General features: G+C 60.1%; 14 protein-coding genes and 1 pseudogene. 8 read left to right on the top strand and 7 right to left on the bottom strand.

The window, feature by feature from the left end; all coding sequences use genetic code 11:
* The first annotated feature begins 4 nt into the window (after nt 1–4).
* Together GGQ90_RS16260 and GGQ90_RS16255 are read left to right on the top strand one after the other, a co-directional pair.
* Nucleotides 5–592 (top strand): restriction endonuclease, encoded by a 588-nt coding sequence (locus GGQ90_RS16260; RefSeq protein WP_052076584.1) that lies wholly within the window; start codon nt 5–7, stop codon nt 590–592.
* Nucleotides 593–660: 68 nt separating this feature from the next.
* The gene (locus tag GGQ90_RS16255; protein ID WP_230588527.1) at nt 661–1,116 is read left to right on the top strand and encodes a lytic transglycosylase domain-containing protein; all 456 of its coding nucleotides are present in this window, start codon (nt 661–663) and stop codon (nt 1,114–1,116) included.
* A 19-nt stretch (nt 1,117–1,135) separates the two neighbouring features.
* On the opposite strand, the gene GGQ90_RS16250 is transcribed toward GGQ90_RS16255, so the two are convergent.
* From GGQ90_RS16250 to GGQ90_RS16240, 3 genes are all read right to left on the bottom strand, one after another.
* On the bottom strand, nt 1,136–1,450 hold the full coding sequence (locus GGQ90_RS16250) for a DUF4198 domain-containing protein (protein WP_080726995.1): 315 nt from the start codon (nt 1,448–1,450) through the stop codon (nt 1,136–1,138).
* 796 nt (nt 1,451–2,246) lie between these two features.
* Nucleotides 2,247–2,555 (bottom strand): hypothetical protein, encoded by a 309-nt coding sequence (locus GGQ90_RS16245; RefSeq protein WP_188083123.1) that lies wholly within the window; start codon nt 2,553–2,555, stop codon nt 2,247–2,249.
* A 2-nt stretch (nt 2,556–2,557) separates the two neighbouring features.
* Nucleotides 2,558–2,920, bottom strand: a complete 363-nt coding sequence (locus GGQ90_RS16240) for a hypothetical protein (protein ID WP_188083122.1) — start codon at nt 2,918–2,920, stop codon at nt 2,558–2,560.
* 620 nt (nt 2,921–3,540) lie between these two features.
* Between GGQ90_RS16240 and GGQ90_RS16235 the strand changes: the two genes are divergently transcribed.
* The 5 genes and pseudogenes from GGQ90_RS16235 to GGQ90_RS16220 all read left to right on the top strand — a co-directional run.
* A complete protein-coding gene (locus GGQ90_RS16235) occupies nt 3,541–3,756 on the top strand; it encodes a hypothetical protein (protein ID WP_188083121.1) in 216 nt (71 codons plus the stop codon).
* Between the two features lie 291 nt (nt 3,757–4,047).
* Complete coding sequence (locus tag GGQ90_RS29700) at nt 4,048–4,176, top strand: hypothetical protein (protein ID WP_281391439.1); 129 nt, start codon at nt 4,048–4,050, stop codon at nt 4,174–4,176.
* Between the two features lie 327 nt (nt 4,177–4,503).
* Nucleotides 4,504–5,598 carry a glycosyltransferase family 4 protein gene (locus GGQ90_RS16230; protein ID WP_188083120.1) on the top strand — a complete coding sequence of 365 codons (1,095 nt, stop codon included), beginning with the start codon at nt 4,504–4,506 and terminating at the stop codon, nt 5,596–5,598.
* 12 nt (nt 5,599–5,610) lie between these two features.
* Nucleotides 5,611–7,827 (top strand): amylo-alpha-1,6-glucosidase, encoded by a 2,217-nt coding sequence (locus GGQ90_RS16225; protein WP_188083119.1) that lies wholly within the window; start codon nt 5,611–5,613, stop codon nt 7,825–7,827.
* Nucleotides 7,828–7,939: 112 nt separating this feature from the next.
* Nucleotides 7,940–8,405, top strand: a pseudogene (locus GGQ90_RS16220) (IS630 family transposase); the annotation flags it as partial.
* A gap of 5 nt (nt 8,406–8,410) precedes the next feature.
* Here the strand turns inward: GGQ90_RS16220 and GGQ90_RS16215 are convergent.
* Genes GGQ90_RS16215 through GGQ90_RS16205 form a run of 3 tightly spaced genes read right to left on the bottom strand, consistent with a single transcriptional unit; the run spans nt 8,411 to nt 15,174 of the window.
* Complete coding sequence (locus GGQ90_RS16215) at nt 8,411–11,485, bottom strand: alpha-L-rhamnosidase (protein WP_188083118.1); 3,075 nt, start codon at nt 11,483–11,485, stop codon at nt 8,411–8,413.
* 42 nt (nt 11,486–11,527) lie between these two features.
* Nucleotides 11,528–12,808 (bottom strand): glycoside hydrolase family 1 protein, encoded by a 1,281-nt coding sequence (locus GGQ90_RS16210; protein ID WP_246428273.1) that lies wholly within the window; start codon nt 12,806–12,808, stop codon nt 11,528–11,530.
* A gap of 38 nt (nt 12,809–12,846) precedes the next feature.
* Nucleotides 12,847–15,174 (bottom strand): TonB-dependent receptor, encoded by a 2,328-nt coding sequence (locus tag GGQ90_RS16205; protein ID WP_188083116.1) that lies wholly within the window; start codon nt 15,172–15,174, stop codon nt 12,847–12,849.
* Nucleotides 15,175–15,365: 191 nt separating this feature from the next.
* Between GGQ90_RS16205 and GGQ90_RS16200 the strand changes: the two genes are divergently transcribed.
* Entirely contained in the window at nt 15,366–16,028 is a 663-nt protein-coding gene (locus GGQ90_RS16200; RefSeq protein ID WP_188083115.1) for a TetR/AcrR family transcriptional regulator, read from the top strand.
* A gap of 27 nt (nt 16,029–16,055) precedes the next feature.
* Here GGQ90_RS16200 and GGQ90_RS16195 read toward each other — a convergent pair whose 3' ends face one another.
* Nucleotides 16,056–17,123 (bottom strand): aromatic ring-hydroxylating dioxygenase subunit alpha, encoded by a 1,068-nt coding sequence (locus GGQ90_RS16195; RefSeq protein WP_188083114.1) that lies wholly within the window; start codon nt 17,121–17,123, stop codon nt 16,056–16,058.
* Between the last annotated feature and the right edge of the window lies 1 nt (nt 17,124).

Raw genomic sequence — 17,124 nt, 5'->3', positions numbered from 1 at the left:
TCCCATGCTCCTCATCCTGCTCGCTGTCGCGTTGATGCTCCTGGCCCTTGTCCTGCACCGCTTTCACGTGCCCTTGCGGCATCGCTGGCGTCGCAGGCAGGCAAGGTTCATGGTGCAGCAACTGCGCCGCCGTGATCGCCTGCAACCGCCCCAGCTCCTCTACGCCCGGCTAAGAAGCATGGATCCGCTCGCCTTTGAGGAATTGCTGCTCGAAAGTTTGGAGCGTCGTGGTTTCAGGGTCATCAGAAACCATCGCTACACTGGCGATGGCGGCATTGATGGAAAGGTGATGATCGACGGCGCTCTGTGGCTCATCCAGGCCAAGCGCTATGCAACGGCCATCCGGCCCGAACATGTCAGCGCCTTCAATGCGCTGTGCCGGGCCAGCAACTGTCGCGGCCTTTTCATCCATACCGGCCGAACAGGGCCGCAGAGCCGAGAATCCATCGGTAACAGCAGCCACGTCGAGATCCTATCCGGGCGGAGGCTGCTTGCCCTGGTGACAGGCGGCCCGATAGCAGTGGCTGAAGTACCAGGCCGTGCCGTGCTTCCCGCGAAATCTCATCGAGCCACGCCGTGGCGGGCACGGTGATGTGGCGCCTTCTCTCGAGCACGACATGGGCAGTCACTGCCTTGCTGGCAGCATCGCCGGAACGGGCCATGGCCGCGCCCGAAAAAGTGCAGGAGGAACAGCGTATAGCTACCTGCATCCGTCACGCGTCGATGGGTCATGCGTGGCTGGAGAAGACGCTTTGGGGCCTGCGAGACCAGGAAGCAGGCTGGATCGGAGCTGAAGTCCGCAATAGCAATGGCTCGCATGATCTTGGCCCCTTGCAGATCAACAGCTGGTGGGTGCCGCGCATCGCCGCGCAAGTCGGGCACTCCGAATTGCAGGTACGACATTGGCTGCGCTTCGATCCCTGCTTCAACGCCGAAGCTGCGCGATGGATCTTTCTCTCCGGCCTACGAGCGGCGAAAGATTACTGGGCGGCAATTGGCCTTTATCACAGTCCGACTACTTGGCGGCAGCGCAGATATTCAGGTTCGGTCGCACGTCGGATGAAAATTCGCTTTGGCGAGAGCGTCTTTCACGAGCCGATGCGGACACATAATTAACGCTGGAAACATTGGCCAGCTACATCGCTGCGAGCGTGAAGGAATAGCTATAGTAGTGGGCTGCGGCGCCCGAGGGTGCCATGTCGCGGTGGCGCACGAGCAGAAGATAGCGACCGGCATCCGGCGAGGTAACGGTGAACTTGCCCGACGCATTGGTGTGGAGGTCGGCCGCCACTTTCTTTCCATCATAGAACCCGGCTTCCTGGAACAACCTCACGTCGGCGTTGGCCAGCCCCTTGCCGCTGTACAGGACCTTAATCGTGAAGGGCTGCGCTGTAGTGATCGATGTCGCGTTGCAAAGCGGATCGAATTTTGAACGCTGTGCCCCGCATATTTTAAGGCAGCAGCGCCGGCATCCTCCAGCCGTTCACCCTAGCGCCATGGCCCACTCCGGTTGCGAGGCACAAACAAGGACGGTTAAGCGGACTTCTACAATTTATTCAGATTGCGACTTCTAGAGAATGGCGACGTCGGCAGTTGTAGTTCCCCGCAAACACCGCTGCCGACATTGGAGACGAACTCGAGTATCGGTCCCGGTTTAATCCCTCCCCCGCAACCACCGATACCGACAAACCAGATTTCTCCTTGGATTGTCGGTCTCGGTTAGATCGCCCTCCCGCAACCATACACACACATAAACAGCCGTCTTGGATCAGCCGCGGCGGCTTTTTTGTGTCCCGAAATCATCGCGAGCGCTCGCCCCGTTCCGCCTCAACGATCTGAACGGCTCGAAGAACCGGGTGATTTTGGTCTGATGGCGTAGGAAGGGGCAGGCGGCGCTGATGAACGGTGCCGTTTGGGCGGCATTGGGGGTGTGATCACGGTATCGGCTGAATTCTGGAGGCCAAATCCATACTGCCCTCTCAGGCGGAAAGGAGCGATCCGCCTTGGCGGCCCTGGCCAGATCTCTCACCAGTCGGCATGTGAGCTTGGGCAATAAAAGGCAGGCCATTCATCCCGCCGGGTTCCTTGCCGTCCCTGTCGGTCACCATCTTTTCTGGTCAACGGCGCGGAACCCGTCTTTGCTGATCGTCTTGATCACCGCGCGCTCGGCCACGACGCAGTTGGGCATGAACGAGTACGTTTCCCGGCGCTGTTCGTTCGGATCGGGCCGATGCCTGCTGCGCCAATTATGCGATATCATGAGAGAGCCTGTTTGCTGGATCTCTGCCAAGGTCGAAGCCCTTCGCAAGATCGTCTATTGCATCGGGGCGATCGCTTTCTTCCTCAAGGAGAAACTCAAGGGCTATCGCCGCATCTTCAGGACTCAGTCCGCCTTTTTCCCCAGCCTCTTTCTGCGTCATTTCTTGTGCCTGCTTTTCCCACGCGGCGGCAGCACGCAACGCTATTCTTCGGACATTGGTCAGCGTTGTCGCTGCGGCCGCCTCGCGGTGGATTGCCTCCTGCCGTTTGCACATCGCTGCGGTGTTCACGATCATCGCTACTTCCTTCCATCAGGGGCAGAGGTTCGAACCCAAAGTGGTACCCAGCGCCATGGCTTCGCTTCGGCTGCGGAAGGGCACTGTTCATCGGTGCCTGGTGCAGCAGAGGTTGCGCTTGCGAGCCGGGCATCGCGCTCCAGGGCTTTCTCCAGATCTTCGGGGACAACCGGATGGCTTTCGAAGCCCGCCGCCGTCGGGATACGCAGTGCCGTCCTGACCCGCTGGTAGGCGGTGCGGGCATTGCCCTCAAAAACCTCTTCGTCTGTATCGACTTCATAGGTTCCAGCGGGCAATGCATCAAAGCCGGGCACCTTCCACGGCGCGTGAAAGGTGATTGCGGTTCGGGTCGTGCGGATGGTCATACCACGCGCCATTCGTCATGGCTGGGGGCGGTGTTTCCAAATCTGTCGATCATCTTACTCTCCCGGGTGCAGGCGGGAGCACGATGGTCTCTCTGTCACGAAATGCCTGCGGCATCATGCGGGTGATGCCGGACAATAGCACGTTCCCAGGCGGCGCACGCATCTATTCGAGCATAACCGTCGGAAAGTAATGGAAGGTGGCGGCGTCGTTAAACGGCCATGCCGGCGGGCGTGGGCCTGGCACCAGCACCGCGGTCGTCCAGATCGGCCACGGCGGCCTTTGCCGTGATGAGCAGTCCTTCAATCGATGCCGCGCCGTTAGTCATCATCTATCGCATTCAGGCCATCGGCAGAATAATTCTGACGTCTTCCATGGCGTATCCATAACTGATGTCATGCCACGGTATCTACTTCTATCCATAATCATAAAAATTCATATGAAAGGAGAATATAACCGTGTCAGTTTAATAAATTATCCGTCTGGATAATAATTGAACGATTTAAGGCAAGCAATTCCGCCGGATGTGTTACAAGCTGCTATCGCGCGAAAAATTGCTTGCAGGCATTCGCCGTGACAGAGAGACTATTGTGCTCCCGCTTGCCCAGCCGGAGCAGTTTTCATGGAAGATCTCAATTATTTGCTGAAGCGCGAGCAAGAGGAAATCATGCGCGCCAAGGCATCAATCTGTTTTGCGGCCAGGACGGCGCATGAGGGGCTGGCGCAAGGCTATGCCAAGCGTATCCGCGACCATCGGCTACCTTATCGCTCGCTCGTGACAGACGAGCGATCTGCTTTCGATCCCGCTCCTTACGGCGGCGGGGGAACACGATCATGAGGGATAGGATGAACATGGGGATGGCCATGAGGTCGCCTGCACATGTCATGCGATGGTCCACTCCATGGCGGTGATCGCGAAGGGAAATCAGATTTGGCTGAAACCGGCAACGCTTGTGGAACTGGACCATGTGGCGATGGCGACATGTCCCGTGACCAAGGTGCGGCATGAAGAACTCACCCGGGCCTACGCAAAGATCTTCGATGTTCGCGAGCGAGAGAAGCACGCCAGAAGGCGTCGGAATGCTCCAATATGTCCGGAGCGCTCATATCTATAGATGGGAAATATATTATGGCAAAAAGCCAGAAGAAATCCAACCGTGAAATCCGTAAACCTAAAGCGGAAAAGCCCAAGAAGACCAATATTTCCAATCCGTCATCTAAGCCTGGCGTGGTGGGAATTGTTACCTTGAAGGGCTGAACTGACCGATCCGGCGCAGATAATATGCCCGATGGCAAGGCAGCGCGACAAATTGGCGCATAGCTCCGTATAGCATCGCTTGACGCTGCAAAAATTCACGTCAAACGGCCAGTAATGATCCATGTCATACGCGGCTTGGATCGACCTGACCCGCACATCAAGCAACGACCGATGATAGGCGACATGGAGGCTGCCAAGCCTGTCGCTGCCGCTTGAGATGAACCGAGTTCGTTCATGCAACCCGTATAGCCCGTCGATGCTTGTAGCCCTGCAGCCTGCCGCCTGTCGGGGACCGGAGGGCTTTACTTCTTTGAGAGGAATGCCCGCATGAAGATCGCACAGATCGCCCCTTTGGCCGAAAGCGTGCCGCCCAAGCTTTATGGCGGCACCGAGCGTATCGTGTCCTACCTCACTGAGGAACTGGTCCGTCAGGGTCATGCGGTGACCCTGTTCGCCAGTGGAGATTCGCAGACCAGCGCTGAACTGGTGCCGGTCACGGACATGGCGCTGCGCCTCAATCCAGCCGTGGTCGATACCATTCCCTATCATATGATGATGCTGGAACAGGTTCGCCGCCGCGCCGATGAGTTTGATGCGCTGCACTTCCATATCGATATGCTGCATCTGCCCATGGTCCAGGACTTTATCGGACGCACGGTCACGACCCTGCACGGCCGACTGGACCTGCCGGATCTGCCGCCCTTCTATCGCACCTTTCCTCGGCACAGCCTGGTATCGATTTCCGACCATCAGCGCTTGCCGATGCCGCCGGTCAACTGGGGCGGCACCATCTATCACGGCCTGCCAGCCGAAATCTTGGCGCCGCGCCTTGGAAGGGGTGAGGATTATCTCGCGTTCCTGGGCCGGATATCACCGGAAAAGCGACCGGATCGGGCGATCCGGATCGCTGCGCGTTCGGGCTTGAAGCTCAAGATCGCGGCCAAGATCGACACCGTCGATCGCGCCTATTGGGAACAGGCGATTGCACCCCTGGTCGATCACTACCCCAATGTCGAGTTCATCGGCGAGATCAACGAGCAGCAGAAGGCCCATTTCCTGGGCCAGGCGAGCGCGCTTCTGTTTCCGATCGACTGGCCTGAACCCTTCGGCCTAGTGATGATCGAGGCGATGGCCTGCGGGACGCCGGTGATAGCCTTTCGTTGTGGATCGGTCCCCGAAGTGATTGAGCATGGCGTGTCGGGCTTCATCGTGGCGACGGAGGACCAAGCGGTCGCCGCGGTGGCGGCCTTGCCTCATCTCGATCGAGCCCGGGTGCGTGGTGCATTTGACGCCCGTTTCACGGCGGAGCGAATGGCGGCCGACTATGTCGCGCTGTATCGCCGTCTGCCCGGTGCGCGCACGGAAGCGGCCCGGCTTCGTCGCCAGCGCGGCGAAGAGGCCGAATTGCAGGTCGTTGCATAAGGAGTTGCCGCCATGACGCCGATCCAGTCCCCGTCGCAGGTGCCCGGTATCGATGGAGGACAGGCACTTTCCCAGGTGCAAACCCAGTTTTTCATTCCTGCGACGGCCTCGCTCCATGAGCGCAGGCCACGGACGCTGAAGCATGGCGACAGCTTCGCCATGTTCGATCATAGCGGAGACGCCATTTCCGGGGTGGGTAGTCCAGAGGGGCTATATCATCGCGACACGCGCCACCTGTCGCACCTTTATCTCACCATCAACGACATGCGGCCGATTCTGCTCAGTTCCGCGCTCCGGGACGATAATGCGATGCTGACCTGCGACCTCACCAATCCCGATTTCCCGGGCGATGACGGCCGGGTCATGATAGAGCATGACATCATTCATCTGCGCCGGACCCGTTTCCTGTGGAAGGACGCGCTTTATGAGCGGGTCACGATCCGCAATTTTGACACCGAACCCCGCCAGATCAGCGTTGCATTGGCTTTTGCCGCCGACTTTGCCGACCTGTTCGAAATCCGCGGCATGACCCGGTTGCGTCGGGGTGTGCTGCGGACACCCAGGGTGGGCGCTGGCGATGTCCTGCTCAGCTATCTCGGACGAGACGATCGCGAACGCCATACGCATCTGCATTTTGATCCGATGCCGACAGAACTGACCGAAAGCCACGCGCGCTTTGACGTGACCGTGCCCCCCGGCCAGCGCTGTGCGCTCTTCACCCGCATCTCCTGCGAACGAATCGAAGTAGGCGATGCGCTGCCCAAGCAATTTCTCAAATCTCTGCGCGAAGCGATGCAGGCGCTCAGGCTTGCCCGCAAACGCGGAGCGGCAGTGCACTCTTCCAACGTATTGTTCAACGAAGTGGCGCGGCGGTCCGTTGCCGATATCTCGATGCTCTCGACGGACACCGAATTTGGTCCCTATCCCTATGCGGGCATTCCCTGGTTCAGCACCGTGTTCGGCCGCGACGCGATCATCACCGCGCTTGAAACGCTGTGGATGGACCCCGCGATCAGCCGCGGGGTGCTGGGCTATCTCGCCGCGCATCAGGCAACCAGCTTCGATCCTGCCGCCGACGCGGAACCGGGCAAGATCCTGCACGAGGTTCGCCATGGCGAAATGGCGGAACTGGGCGAAGTTCCCTTCCGCCATTATTATGGCAGCATCGATTCCACGCCGCTGTTCGTCATGCTGGCTGGGGCCTATCTGGAGCGCACGGGCGACATCACTTTTCTGGGCACGATCCTTCCTCATGTCGAAGCCGCGCTGGACTGGATCGACACGCATGGCGATCGTGATGGCGATGGCTTCGTCGAATATGGCCGTCTGACGGATCAGGGCCTGCAGAATCAGGGCTGGAAGGACAGCCATGATTCGATCTTCCACGCCGACGGCACCATCGCGCGCGGACCAATCGCGCTTGCGGAGGTCCAGGCCTATGTCTTTGGCGCCTGGCAGGCTGCACATGCCTTGTTCGGCGCTATCGGCGATCATGAGCGCGCGGCCGATTATCGCGGTCGCGCCGCACAATTGCGGGACCGTTTTGACGCCGCCTTCTTCGACACCGAACTCGGCACCTATGTCCTCGCGCTCGATGGCGACAAACGTCCTTGCCGTGTTCGCTCGTCCAATGCCGGCCATGTGCTCTACACCGGCCTTGCACGGAAAGGACGAGCCGAAGCCGTGGTTCGCACGCTGATGGCTCCCGCCTCTTTCTCTGGCTGGGGCGTGCGAACAATTGCCTCAACCGAGGCGCGTTACAATCCGATGAGCTATCATAACGGTTCGATCTGGCCGCACGACAATGCCCTGATCGCCAGCGGCTTTTCCCGCTATGGATATCAGCGGGAAGCCGCGCAGATATTCGAGGGATTGTTTGCTGCCGCCACCTATGTCGATATGATGCGCCTGCCCGAACTCTTCTGCGGTTTCCCGCGTCGCCGGTCGCAGGGGCCGACCTTTTATCCGGTCGCTTGCAGCCCACAGGCATGGTCGGCTGCGACACCGCTCGCATTGATCCAGTCCAGCCTCGGCTTGCGCTTCGATGTCGCGGCCAGGCAGATATCCTTCCACGAACCAACTTTGCCGCACTTTCTCCAGAGCCTTACCATAAGTGGCCTCAGCATTGGCGCGGCAAGGGTAGACATCGGTTTTGACCGCATGGACAATCAGGTCGTGGTCAAGTCAATGCGCCGCGAGGGCATGGCAAGGATCGTGACGGTCGCCTGATTTCGGTTATGCTGGAATGCAGAGAAATTGCCGCACACGCATATTGGCAAGGGCAGATGGCGTGACACGCCGCGCCATGAGGCGGTGGAAGAGCCTTTTGTGGCGCGCTCGACCGTTGCGGGGATGGCCACCGGTCGGTCAACGGCTCCATGCCAAGGTGCCCTATGGCCACTGACGCACGACGACCTTCCTTGCTGCCCTGCGCCATGATCGGATCGATGCGCCCTGCGTGCTCGATCAGCCGGTCAATGGACAAGGCTTCACCCACTATGTCGAACATGCCTCGTGCCCACATTCTCACCGGGCGACATCGTCATCATGGATAATCTGAGCAGCCACAAGCGGCTCGCCATCCGGGCGGCGATCCGTGGGGCACAAGCAAGGCTCCTGTTCCTGCCGCCCTACAGCCCCGACCTCAACCCGATCGAGCAGGTCTTCGTGAAGCTCAAACACCTGATGCGTAAAGCGGCCGAACGCACTCATGAGGCAATATGGCGCCGCATCTGAAACTCCTCGATGCCTTCACACCGCAAGAATGCGGTAATAACCCACGAAATAGCGGATATGCCTCCGCATAATCTCATCACATCCTAAAGCGGTGATGGCCTTGTCCCACAGTGCGCGGGCCGTCAGGTAAAATTATATCTGCCCGGCTATTCGCAGGTACCGTCAGTTCAAGCGTCACAGCGTTTGCCTGAAAGGCCCATCGGGTCTCGATCAATCCCCTGACGCTGGCTATTTTTGCGTTTACCTGTGGCACGCGTGCGTCAAAGACAGGGGCAACGCGAAACCGTGCGAAGCCCGGTTCGACAGGCTCGATGCCGCCTACTCGCCGGTAGAGAAAGCCGCAGACGGCGCCTAGCGCATAGTGATTGAAGCTGTTCATCGCGACATCGCCGGTGTCGCCATTCCACCGTTCCCATATCGTCGTTGCGCCTTTGCGCGCCATATAACCCCAGGAAGGAAATTCCGTGCGCAGCAGCAGGTCGAAAGCGAGCTGCTTTTCTCCAACGTCGACCAGCGCATCGAGCGCCAGCGGCGTGCCAAGGAACCCGGTTGTGAGCAGTGTACCGCGTTTGCGAATGTCTGCCGCCAGGAGCGAGGCGGCTTTCGCGCGAAGCGCCTGCGGAACGAGATTGAGCCGGAGCGCCAGAATATAACTGCAGTGGCTGCCGTTCCCGACTGTTCCGTCTGCATGGACAAAGGCTGATGCGAATGCGCTGCGGATCCGATCATGATGCGCGCGCCAGGTCACGGCCTCGCCGGCGCGGCCCGTCCATTCCGCCATCTGTGCAATCTGCCCGACGGAGCGAGCCAGCATGGCGGTAGCGATCAGCGCCTTGGGGGTTGTCTCGTCCATCGGCGACTTCGCATCAAGCGCAAGCCAGTCGCCAAGGTCTGCTCCCCGCCCTTGCGACCACAGGCCATCGGGGTTTTTTGCAAATATGCCCTGCGCATAAGCGGTCATCGCCTGCCAATTTTCATCGACGAGAGTGCGATCGCCGCTGTGGAGATAGGCGGTGTAGGGGAGCATCACACCGGCATCGGCCCAGCCTGGCGTGGGACTGTCCGTGCCCCAGCCCAGGCCCTGTGGAGAAGGCGCCCAGAGTGGGTAGGCACCGTTGCTGGCCTGCGCGTCGCGCATCGTGCGGGAAAAGGCGCGTGTATAGGCGCCGACATCCATGTTGAAGCTGGCGGCATCCCAAAAAATCTGGGCATCGCCGGTCCAGCCAAGCCGCTCGTCACGTTGCGGGCAATCTGTGGGAATCCCCATGAAGTTGGAGCGCTGGCTCCATAGCGTATTCAGCCAGAGCTTCTGGACGTCCGGACTGCTGATCTGAAACGTCCCGGTTTCAGGCATGGCGCTCGAAAGGACCAAGCCGGCGATCATGTCCGAAGTTAGCGTGCTGACCCCGCTGATCTCCGCATAACGGAATCCCTGGTAACTGAAGACGGGCTCGAGCGTCTCCAATCCGTTCCCGCGCAGCCAGTAGCGATCCTGCGCCCTTGCGGCCCGCAGGTTCCGACGGTCGAGCTCGCCCTGCTCGGACAAGGTTTCAGCATGGCGCACGGTGATGGGGTGTCCGGCAGCCCCTTTGACCTGAAGCCGCACTCGGCCCGCAAAATTCTGGCCGAAGTCAACAATATGCCGTGCTTCGCCAAGCTTGCGAATGGTGACTGGCGGCAGCTGCTTGAAGATGCGTACCGGCTCGGCAAGTGCCGCCGAAATGGGGGCATTTGGTGCCGGCGCCGTCCAGCACCTCTCCCATTTGCTGTCGTCGAAGTCTGGACGGTCCCAGCCTTGAGACTGCAATCGCAGATCCTGGTCTTCGCCAGCATAAATCTCCGACATCAAGACAGGTGCGCGCGCATGTCGCCATTGATCGTCGGTGACGATCCTTTCGATCGACCCGTCGGACCGGGTCAGTTCCAGCATCAATTGCAGGCGGCGGGGCGCGCCGCCAAATGCGTAGCGGCCGTCGGGCGCCTGGTAGCTCGCATAATAGCCATCGCCGATCACGGCACCCAGGCAGTTCGCGCCCTTTTGGATCAAACCGGTGACATCATAGGTGCGGTAGGGAATGCGAACGGCGTAATTGACAGGCTCAGCCTGCAGTTCATCGTCATTTACCCGGTGCCCATTGAGCGACAGGCGATAGCCGCCAAGCGCTGCCGCATAGAGCCGGGCCTGGACGATCGCACGATTATTGGAGAAGCGGCGCCGCAGCAATCTCGCCGGCGTGGGAGGCCAGGGGAAAATGGGCTGCGGGTCCAGCGGCGGTGCCACCACCCAGTTTTCTTCCTCGCCCAGGCGGGTTTCCCAACCGCCGATCAACCGTTCGCTTAAGCCATTCAATGCAGGAAGACGGATCTGTCCGGCAATCGAAACGAATGGCTTGATGAAGAAGCCCGGTGCAGGGGCAATATCCAGGCTGAGCAGATGATCACCGGCCGAGAGTTTCAAGGCAAGGCGTGTTGCAGGCGCGCCGCCAAAAGCATTGGGATCGCGCGCGGGCAAGGCGAGCGGCTTGCCGTCGAGTATCAGGCGTGACATCACACCATCCCCGAAGATGGTCAGCAGTGCGTCGCCGGCATCGCTGCGAAAGGCGAGACGAAAGCTTCGCGGCTTGTCGGGCGCAGGGGCGTCGCCGCGGACCCATTGAACACCGCTGATCCGATCGTCGCGCTCGACGGCATCTTCGGCGGCGAGCCAGTCGCCCGACCAATCGCTCGCCTTGAGCAAACCCATTTCCCAATAGGCTGGATCGCTCCAGCCCGTCGCCCCCTTCTCATTCCAGACCTGCACTTTCCAGTGGCAGGTTTCGCGCGAGCGCAAGGGTCTGCCTTCATATTGGATGCCCGTACAGTCGGCGCCTTCGATGCGACCGCTGTCCCATATGTCGCCGACATTGCGTCCAAGCAAAGACGCACTGGATGCGACGAGAATGCGATATGCGGACTGCATCGTCCCGTCAGGGCCGGTGATCTGCCAGGACAGGCTTGGATGCCGGTCGTCGATCCCGATCGGTTTCTTCCGCATGGCGGTACACAGCTGCGTACCGCCGAACCGCGGTGCCGATGCGGCTCGTGCCCCGTTGGCACTCAGGCCTAAAATGGCGCTGGTCGCCATGAAGGAACGACGATCGAATATGGGCATGGGCAAGTTCCTTGGGAAATCAACTGGCGTCGACGGGACGCGTCAGATGCTGTTGTCTCGCGCGTACCGGCCAAGATGCAAGCCGCTCGGCTTGAGCGTCCGGCGGAAGCTTTTTCGATCGACGGCGACCAGCCCGAATTGTGCCGTATAGGCCCTGTTCCACTCGAAATTATCGAGCAACGACCAATGGATATAGCCGCGAACATCCACGCCATCTGCGATCGCTCGCGAAAGGCCCGCAAGCGCCCCGTCGATATAGGCTATCCTGCGGCCGTCATCGGCGGTTGCCACGCCATTTTCAGTGACAATGATCGGGCGTTTGGTGGCTTTGGAGACCCAGCGTATCGTGGCTTCAAGAGCCTGTGGATAAAATTCCATCTCGGTTTGCGTGCGTTCCACGCCGGGCGCTGGCGGCAAGTCGATATCATTGCCAACCACGGCCCGACCATAGGTCTGGACACCCACGAAATCATCCTTGGCGACCGCATCGAACCAGGGCGCATAGACCTCCTCGATCTTGCGCTGCAGCCCGTTCGCGCCCGGAGCGGACTGCTCGTCAGCAACGGAGAGGCTCAGCCCCAATTTCAGATCGGGGCGCACGGACTTGATCGCCTCGATGGCGCGGCGATGGGCCTCCGCCTGTATCGGGCCGGCACGACGGACATCGAAAATCGGCGTAGAGGAAAAGCGGTCACTGCCCACAGCCTTGGCGGCGGCCGCCGAAGCCTGGACGAAATACGGCATGGTTGCCCGAAAACCGGGCTGCCATGACAGTTGGGCGGCCAGATTGGGTTCGTTGAAGGTCAGCCCGTGACCATAGTTTGGGCCAAGCGCCTTGGCGGCCCGCTCGCAAAAGCGCAGGAAATGATCCACATTCGCCTGCTCTTCCCACCCGCCCCTTGCTGCGAACCAGCGCGGGACGGTGAAGTGCGAGTAGGTGATGAAGGGCTTCAGGCCCAGCTCGACGCAGCCATCCACCATGCGGCGATAATGGTCCAGCTCAGCGTTGGAATATTCTCCCTGCTCCGGTTCGATGCGCGACCATTCGATGCCGAAGCGATAGCAGTTGAGGCCCATCTGCTTGACGAGTGCCATGTCCTCGCGCCAGCGATGATAGCTGTCGCATGCGTCGCCGGACGGCGCGGCGAAGCTGTTGGGTGTCAGATGCTCCATGACCCAGCTGTCGCTGTTGACATTATTGCCTTCCACCTGGTGGGCGGCGGTGGCTGCCCCCCAGAGGAAGTCAGGACGCAGCTTGCGGCGCGCGGCGAGCGCAGGACTGGCAAGCGTCATCGCAAGACTCCCGCCGGTAAGCTGAAGCATGGAGCGGCGGGAGAGAGCAAAGGGCATGTCATCCATCCTCAGAAGCGGAACTGAATGTTGGCGCCGATGGTGCGCACGGAATCGAACCCGAATTGCTGCTGATAGGTGGCGATCCCGGAGATCGCGTCGCCGGAGTCCAGTCCGATGAAGTTGGGATTATATTCGTTCGTGCAATTCTTGCAGAAGATCGACAGGCGCATGCCATTGTCGATCCGCACGCCCGCGCTCGCCCCGATCAGATCGGTCGTCGGCACGGTGGCGCCCGGCGCCTGGTTGATCAGATAGTTGATCGGCGTGCGATGATACCAATTGCCCTCGATGAAGGGATGCACCGCTCCGTCCGTCTGGAACTCGTAGCTGGCCAGGAGTGACGAGGTGAATTTCGGGGCGGTCGGCGTACGCTTGCCGCCGGCATTGAACGAACCGCTTGTTGCGCAGCTGGCGTCGGTTTGCCCCGGATAACATTCCGCGCCCGCAAAATCCTTGAACTTGGAGCTGAGGAAAGTCGCCGATCCGTTGATCGAAAGCCCCCGGAACGGGTTGGCATTGACGGTCAGCTCGACGCCCTTGCTGATGACCGACGCCGCGTTCTGGACCACGAAGCTCTGCAACTGGGTGTCGAGCGACTGGGTCTGGTAATTCTTGAATTTCGTGTGGAAGAGTGATGCGTTGACCACGAGGCGACGGTTGAACCAGCTGGTCTTGGCGCCGATTTCGGCGGTGTTCGATTTTTCCGGCTTGACCAGCAGCGAGGTCGTTGCAGTTGCGCCGGTGTCATTAAAGCCCGGCCCCTTATAGCCGCGACCATAGGAGGCATAGATCATCGCATCGCGCGCCAGCTGATATTGACCGCCCGTGCGCCAGCTGAAGTCGGTATGGCCATAGGATTGCGCAATTGCGCCGGGCACGCCCAGAGTGACGAAATAGGCACCGCGATTCTGGTCTAGATCGATGCTGATTTCGTCGCGCGTGACGCGGCCGCCGGCGAAGAGCTTCAGCGCGTCCGTCAGGGCATAGGTCAACTGCCCGAATGCCGCATAGCTTTCGGTCTTCATCCGATAGCGATTGTCGCGTCCAAGGAAGTAATCATTGCTGACCGAGCAGGTGGGAGGGAAGGCGCCGGGCACTGCAGCGGCGCCGACGCAGAAGGGGAATGTCGGCAGCAGGAAGTCGGGCAGATAATTATTGCCGGCAATCTGACTGCGCTGATCGATCGTCGAATGGAAATAATAGAGGCCGGCCTGTCCCGTCAGGCGGTTCCCGGCTGGCAGGGCTACGCGCAGTTCGTTCGAAAACTGATCATAATCGGCATGGGAATAATTGATGTTCGCGCCGTTGCTGTTGGTGAAGTCGGTATCGAGCTGTGCGTCGAAATTATAGAATTTCCAGGCGAAGATATTGCTCACGACCAGGCCGCTGTCCGCGGTGTAGGACAGCGATGCCTGCGCGCCGCCCAGCTTCAGGTTACGCCAATATCCGCCGTCGCCCGCGAAGGTGAAATTCTTGTCGCCTGCAACGATGCCGGATGCGGCCAGCGGGGCCTCATTGACGCTGCCCTCGCCAAGCGCGCGATAGGTGCGGTCATAGATGCCGGCCACGCCGTGCGATTCGGCATATTCGCCGATGACATACAGCTCGAGTTCCGGCGTGATCTCCTGGAGATATTTGGCGCGAACCCCATATTGCTTGCGATCCAGGTCGTTGCGGACACCGCCAGTGCCGACGAAATTGGTGCCGGGCTCTTCCACGGAATAGGTGCCGTTGATCCGCAGGGCTGCGGTGTCACCGACCGGAATATTGACCGTCTGTCGCGCAATCACGGACCAGGCTTGCGCATCGCTGCCCGGCGTACTGCGATTGTTGAGCTCCAGGTTAGTCTCGCTACCGAAACTGCCGAGCTTGGGGCGGGTCGATACGACGTTCAGCAGGCCCGCCGAAGCATTTTTGCCAAAAAGCAGGCCCTGCGGCCCGTTCAGCACCTCGACCCGCTCGACGTCGTTGAACAGCCCTTGCGTGAGGAAGGGGCGACCTAGATTGACGTCATCGAGCGCGGTGGCCACGCTGGAATCGATGGTGGTCGCAAAGGCCTGCGTCCCGACCCCGCGAATGGCAAAGCTGTTATCATTGCCGACCTGCAGGCTGGGCGCCGCGAGCGCGACCTGGGTCAGGTCATTGAGGTTGCGCGACTTGAGAGAATCGCCGCCGAGCGCCGTCATGCTCACGGGGACATCCTGAAGCCGTTCGGCGCGGCGCTGCGCAGTCACGACGATGTCGGTCACGCCCTCGCTCTGATCGGCTTCCTGTGCATAGGCTGTATGGGCGACGGAGATCAGGCTTGCGCCAACAAACAACAGTGCCTTCCGCATTTCATCCTCCCTATTTTTGCGCAGCTCGTCCTGCACTTGCCGCCCGCTTTGGTCTTTGCCATAAAAACAGTCAATCCTGATTGTTTATATGGATATCGATCCATTTTTGTTATGCATGTGATTGGGTACGATAGATAAGAGAGGATGGTTCCGGCCGCTTGGCGCCCGTAACCCTGTCATGAAGGAAGATAATGGATCGAGCAGCGCCCAGGGTCAGGCGGACTCAGGAAGAACGGACCACCCAGACGAGGCTGGCCCTTATCGAGGCGACCATCGCTTCGATCGGGGACCATGGATATGCCGGTGCCAGCACGACGTTGATCGCACAGCAAGCCGGTGTCAGCCGGGGAGCGATGCTGCACCATTTCGCTACGCGCGCTGCCCTGATGGCACAGGTGGTGCGCCACGTATTCGACAATGAAATGGCGGAATATGAAGCGACCCGCGTGCGCACGGGAATGGGCGACAATCTTTTCGACTGGCCCAGTTTGCTCTGGTCGGTACTTAGTCGCCCTCCCGGCATGGCGGTACTCGAAATCCTTCAGGCGACCCGTAGCGATCCTGAACTCGCAGAGCTCGTCGTACCGATGCAGGAGGAGGTCGAGCAATCGGCTCTGGCGGTGATGCGGGGTGCTTTTGGCGGTGATGAAACGCTTGCCCGAACAGTCATGCGCCTGATGGTCTGGAGCGTGCGCGGTCTGTCCATTGCGGACCGCTATCTGCCGCATCGCGCAGAAACCGAACATGCCATCCTCCTTCTTGGAGAGATGATGCGTCTGGCAGTGCCCGATGGACGGATGGAGAAGATGCGCGCGCTGATGGAGGCAAAGGCGGACGGCAAGGCGAAGGGATAGCCGCAGGATCGCCTCTAGCCCATGCTCTCAGGCCTCAACGGCCTCTCGCTCCTGTTCAGCCCGAAACAGGCGATGGATGAACTGGCGCGTCTGCCGGCCTCCGACATCGCTCGCAATGTCGATCAGCTGCCGCCCTGGCTCGCGCGCAATTCGACGCTGCTGCATTTCCAGAACGGCCTGGTCTTCCTTGAAGGTGCGCGCCGTCTGTTCGAAGACCAGGTCAGGAATGTCGCTTCGTATGATGTTTGTCGCCATCGACCAGAAATAATGGGTTGTCGTCTCGGTCTCCGGGGTGATGCCATGAAAGCCAAGCATCGAGAAACCATGGGATCTATCGCCATCATAGGCACCCGTTCCTTCGTCACATGCGCCGGTATGAATGCGGATGAAGACCGGCTGGAACTCGATCTCCTGCCAGCGATCGACGAGTCCCCTGAAGCCCGCCGCGGCCACATAGGTCGGCGGGGGGACAGAGGAAGGCATTTTGCGCTCGACGCGAACACCGTTGGGCAGACGGGTGGATATCGTCGGCGTCTTGAAATGCAGTTCCGGATCGCCGCCGATGGTCGTGGGGTGGATATAGGGCAGGTGCGACAAATCCATGAGATTGTCGACCAGCAACTGCCAATTGCCCTGAACATCATAATGGGCGCTCCGCCAGGCCCAGGCCGGATCTTGATGATAGGGATGATCGGTTATGGCGGCGATGTCCGCCTTGTCTGCATCCCCCATCCAGATCCACAGAAGGGCGTCTTTTTCGACCAGCGGGAAATGGCGCACGCGCGCGGTCCTGGGTATCTTGTTCTGTGCGGGGATATGCACGCAGGCGCCGTTCGTGCCAAATTCGAGGCCGTGATAGGGGCAGCGAATACGCTCTCCCACTACTACGCCCTCGCTCAGCGGCATGGCCCGATGGCAGCAGCGATCCTCCAGCGCAGAGACTTCGCCGCCTTCGGTGCGGAACAGCACAAGCGGTTGCCCCAATATGGTTCGGGAGGTCCGCTTCCCTGGCTCCAATTCATGTCCCCAACCGGCAACATACCAGATGTCGTGGAGGAATGATGACCCGACCGTTGGCCCCGACTGCGCGCTCAAA

The organism is Sphingobium scionense, from assembly GCF_014197035.1.
GTDB lineage: Bacteria > Pseudomonadota > Alphaproteobacteria > Sphingomonadales > Sphingomonadaceae > Sphingobium > Sphingobium scionense.
Note: the sequence above shows the minus strand (reverse complement) of the source record. Positions and strands in the feature narration are given on the sequence as shown.

Bases quoted from the DNA above. Each gene is read 5' to 3' on its own strand.
- GGQ90_RS16260 (WP_052076584.1), top strand. From the start codon at position 5: ATGCTCCTCATCCTGCTCGCTGTCGCGTTGATGCTCCTGGCCCTTGTC.
- GGQ90_RS16255 (WP_230588527.1), top strand. From the start codon at position 661: ATGGCCGCGCCCGAAAAAGTGCAGGAGGAACAGCGTATAGCTACCTGC.
- GGQ90_RS16245 (WP_188083123.1), bottom strand. From the start codon at position 2,555: ATGATCGTGAACACCGCAGCGATGTGCAAACGGCAGGAGGCAATCCAC.
- GGQ90_RS16240 (WP_188083122.1), bottom strand. From the start codon at position 2,920: ATGACCATCCGCACGACCCGAACCGCAATCACCTTTCACGCGCCGTGG.
- GGQ90_RS16235 (WP_188083121.1), top strand. From the start codon at position 3,541: ATGGAAGATCTCAATTATTTGCTGAAGCGCGAGCAAGAGGAAATCATG.
- GGQ90_RS29700 (WP_281391439.1), top strand. From the start codon at position 4,048: ATGGCAAAAAGCCAGAAGAAATCCAACCGTGAAATCCGTAAACCTAAA.
- GGQ90_RS16230 (WP_188083120.1), top strand. From the start codon at position 4,504: ATGAAGATCGCACAGATCGCCCCTTTGGCCGAAAGCGTGCCGCCCAAG.
- GGQ90_RS16225 (WP_188083119.1), top strand. From the start codon at position 5,611: ATGACGCCGATCCAGTCCCCGTCGCAGGTGCCCGGTATCGATGGAGGA.
- GGQ90_RS16215 (WP_188083118.1), bottom strand. From the start codon at position 11,485: ATGCCCATATTCGATCGTCGTTCCTTCATGGCGACCAGCGCCATTTTA.
- GGQ90_RS16210 (WP_246428273.1), bottom strand. From the start codon at position 12,808: ATGCTTCAGCTTACCGGCGGGAGTCTTGCGATGACGCTTGCCAGTCCT.
- GGQ90_RS16205 (WP_188083116.1), bottom strand. From the start codon at position 15,174: ATGCGGAAGGCACTGTTGTTTGTTGGCGCAAGCCTGATCTCCGTCGCC.
- GGQ90_RS16200 (WP_188083115.1), top strand. From the start codon at position 15,366: ATGGATCGAGCAGCGCCCAGGGTCAGGCGGACTCAGGAAGAACGGACC.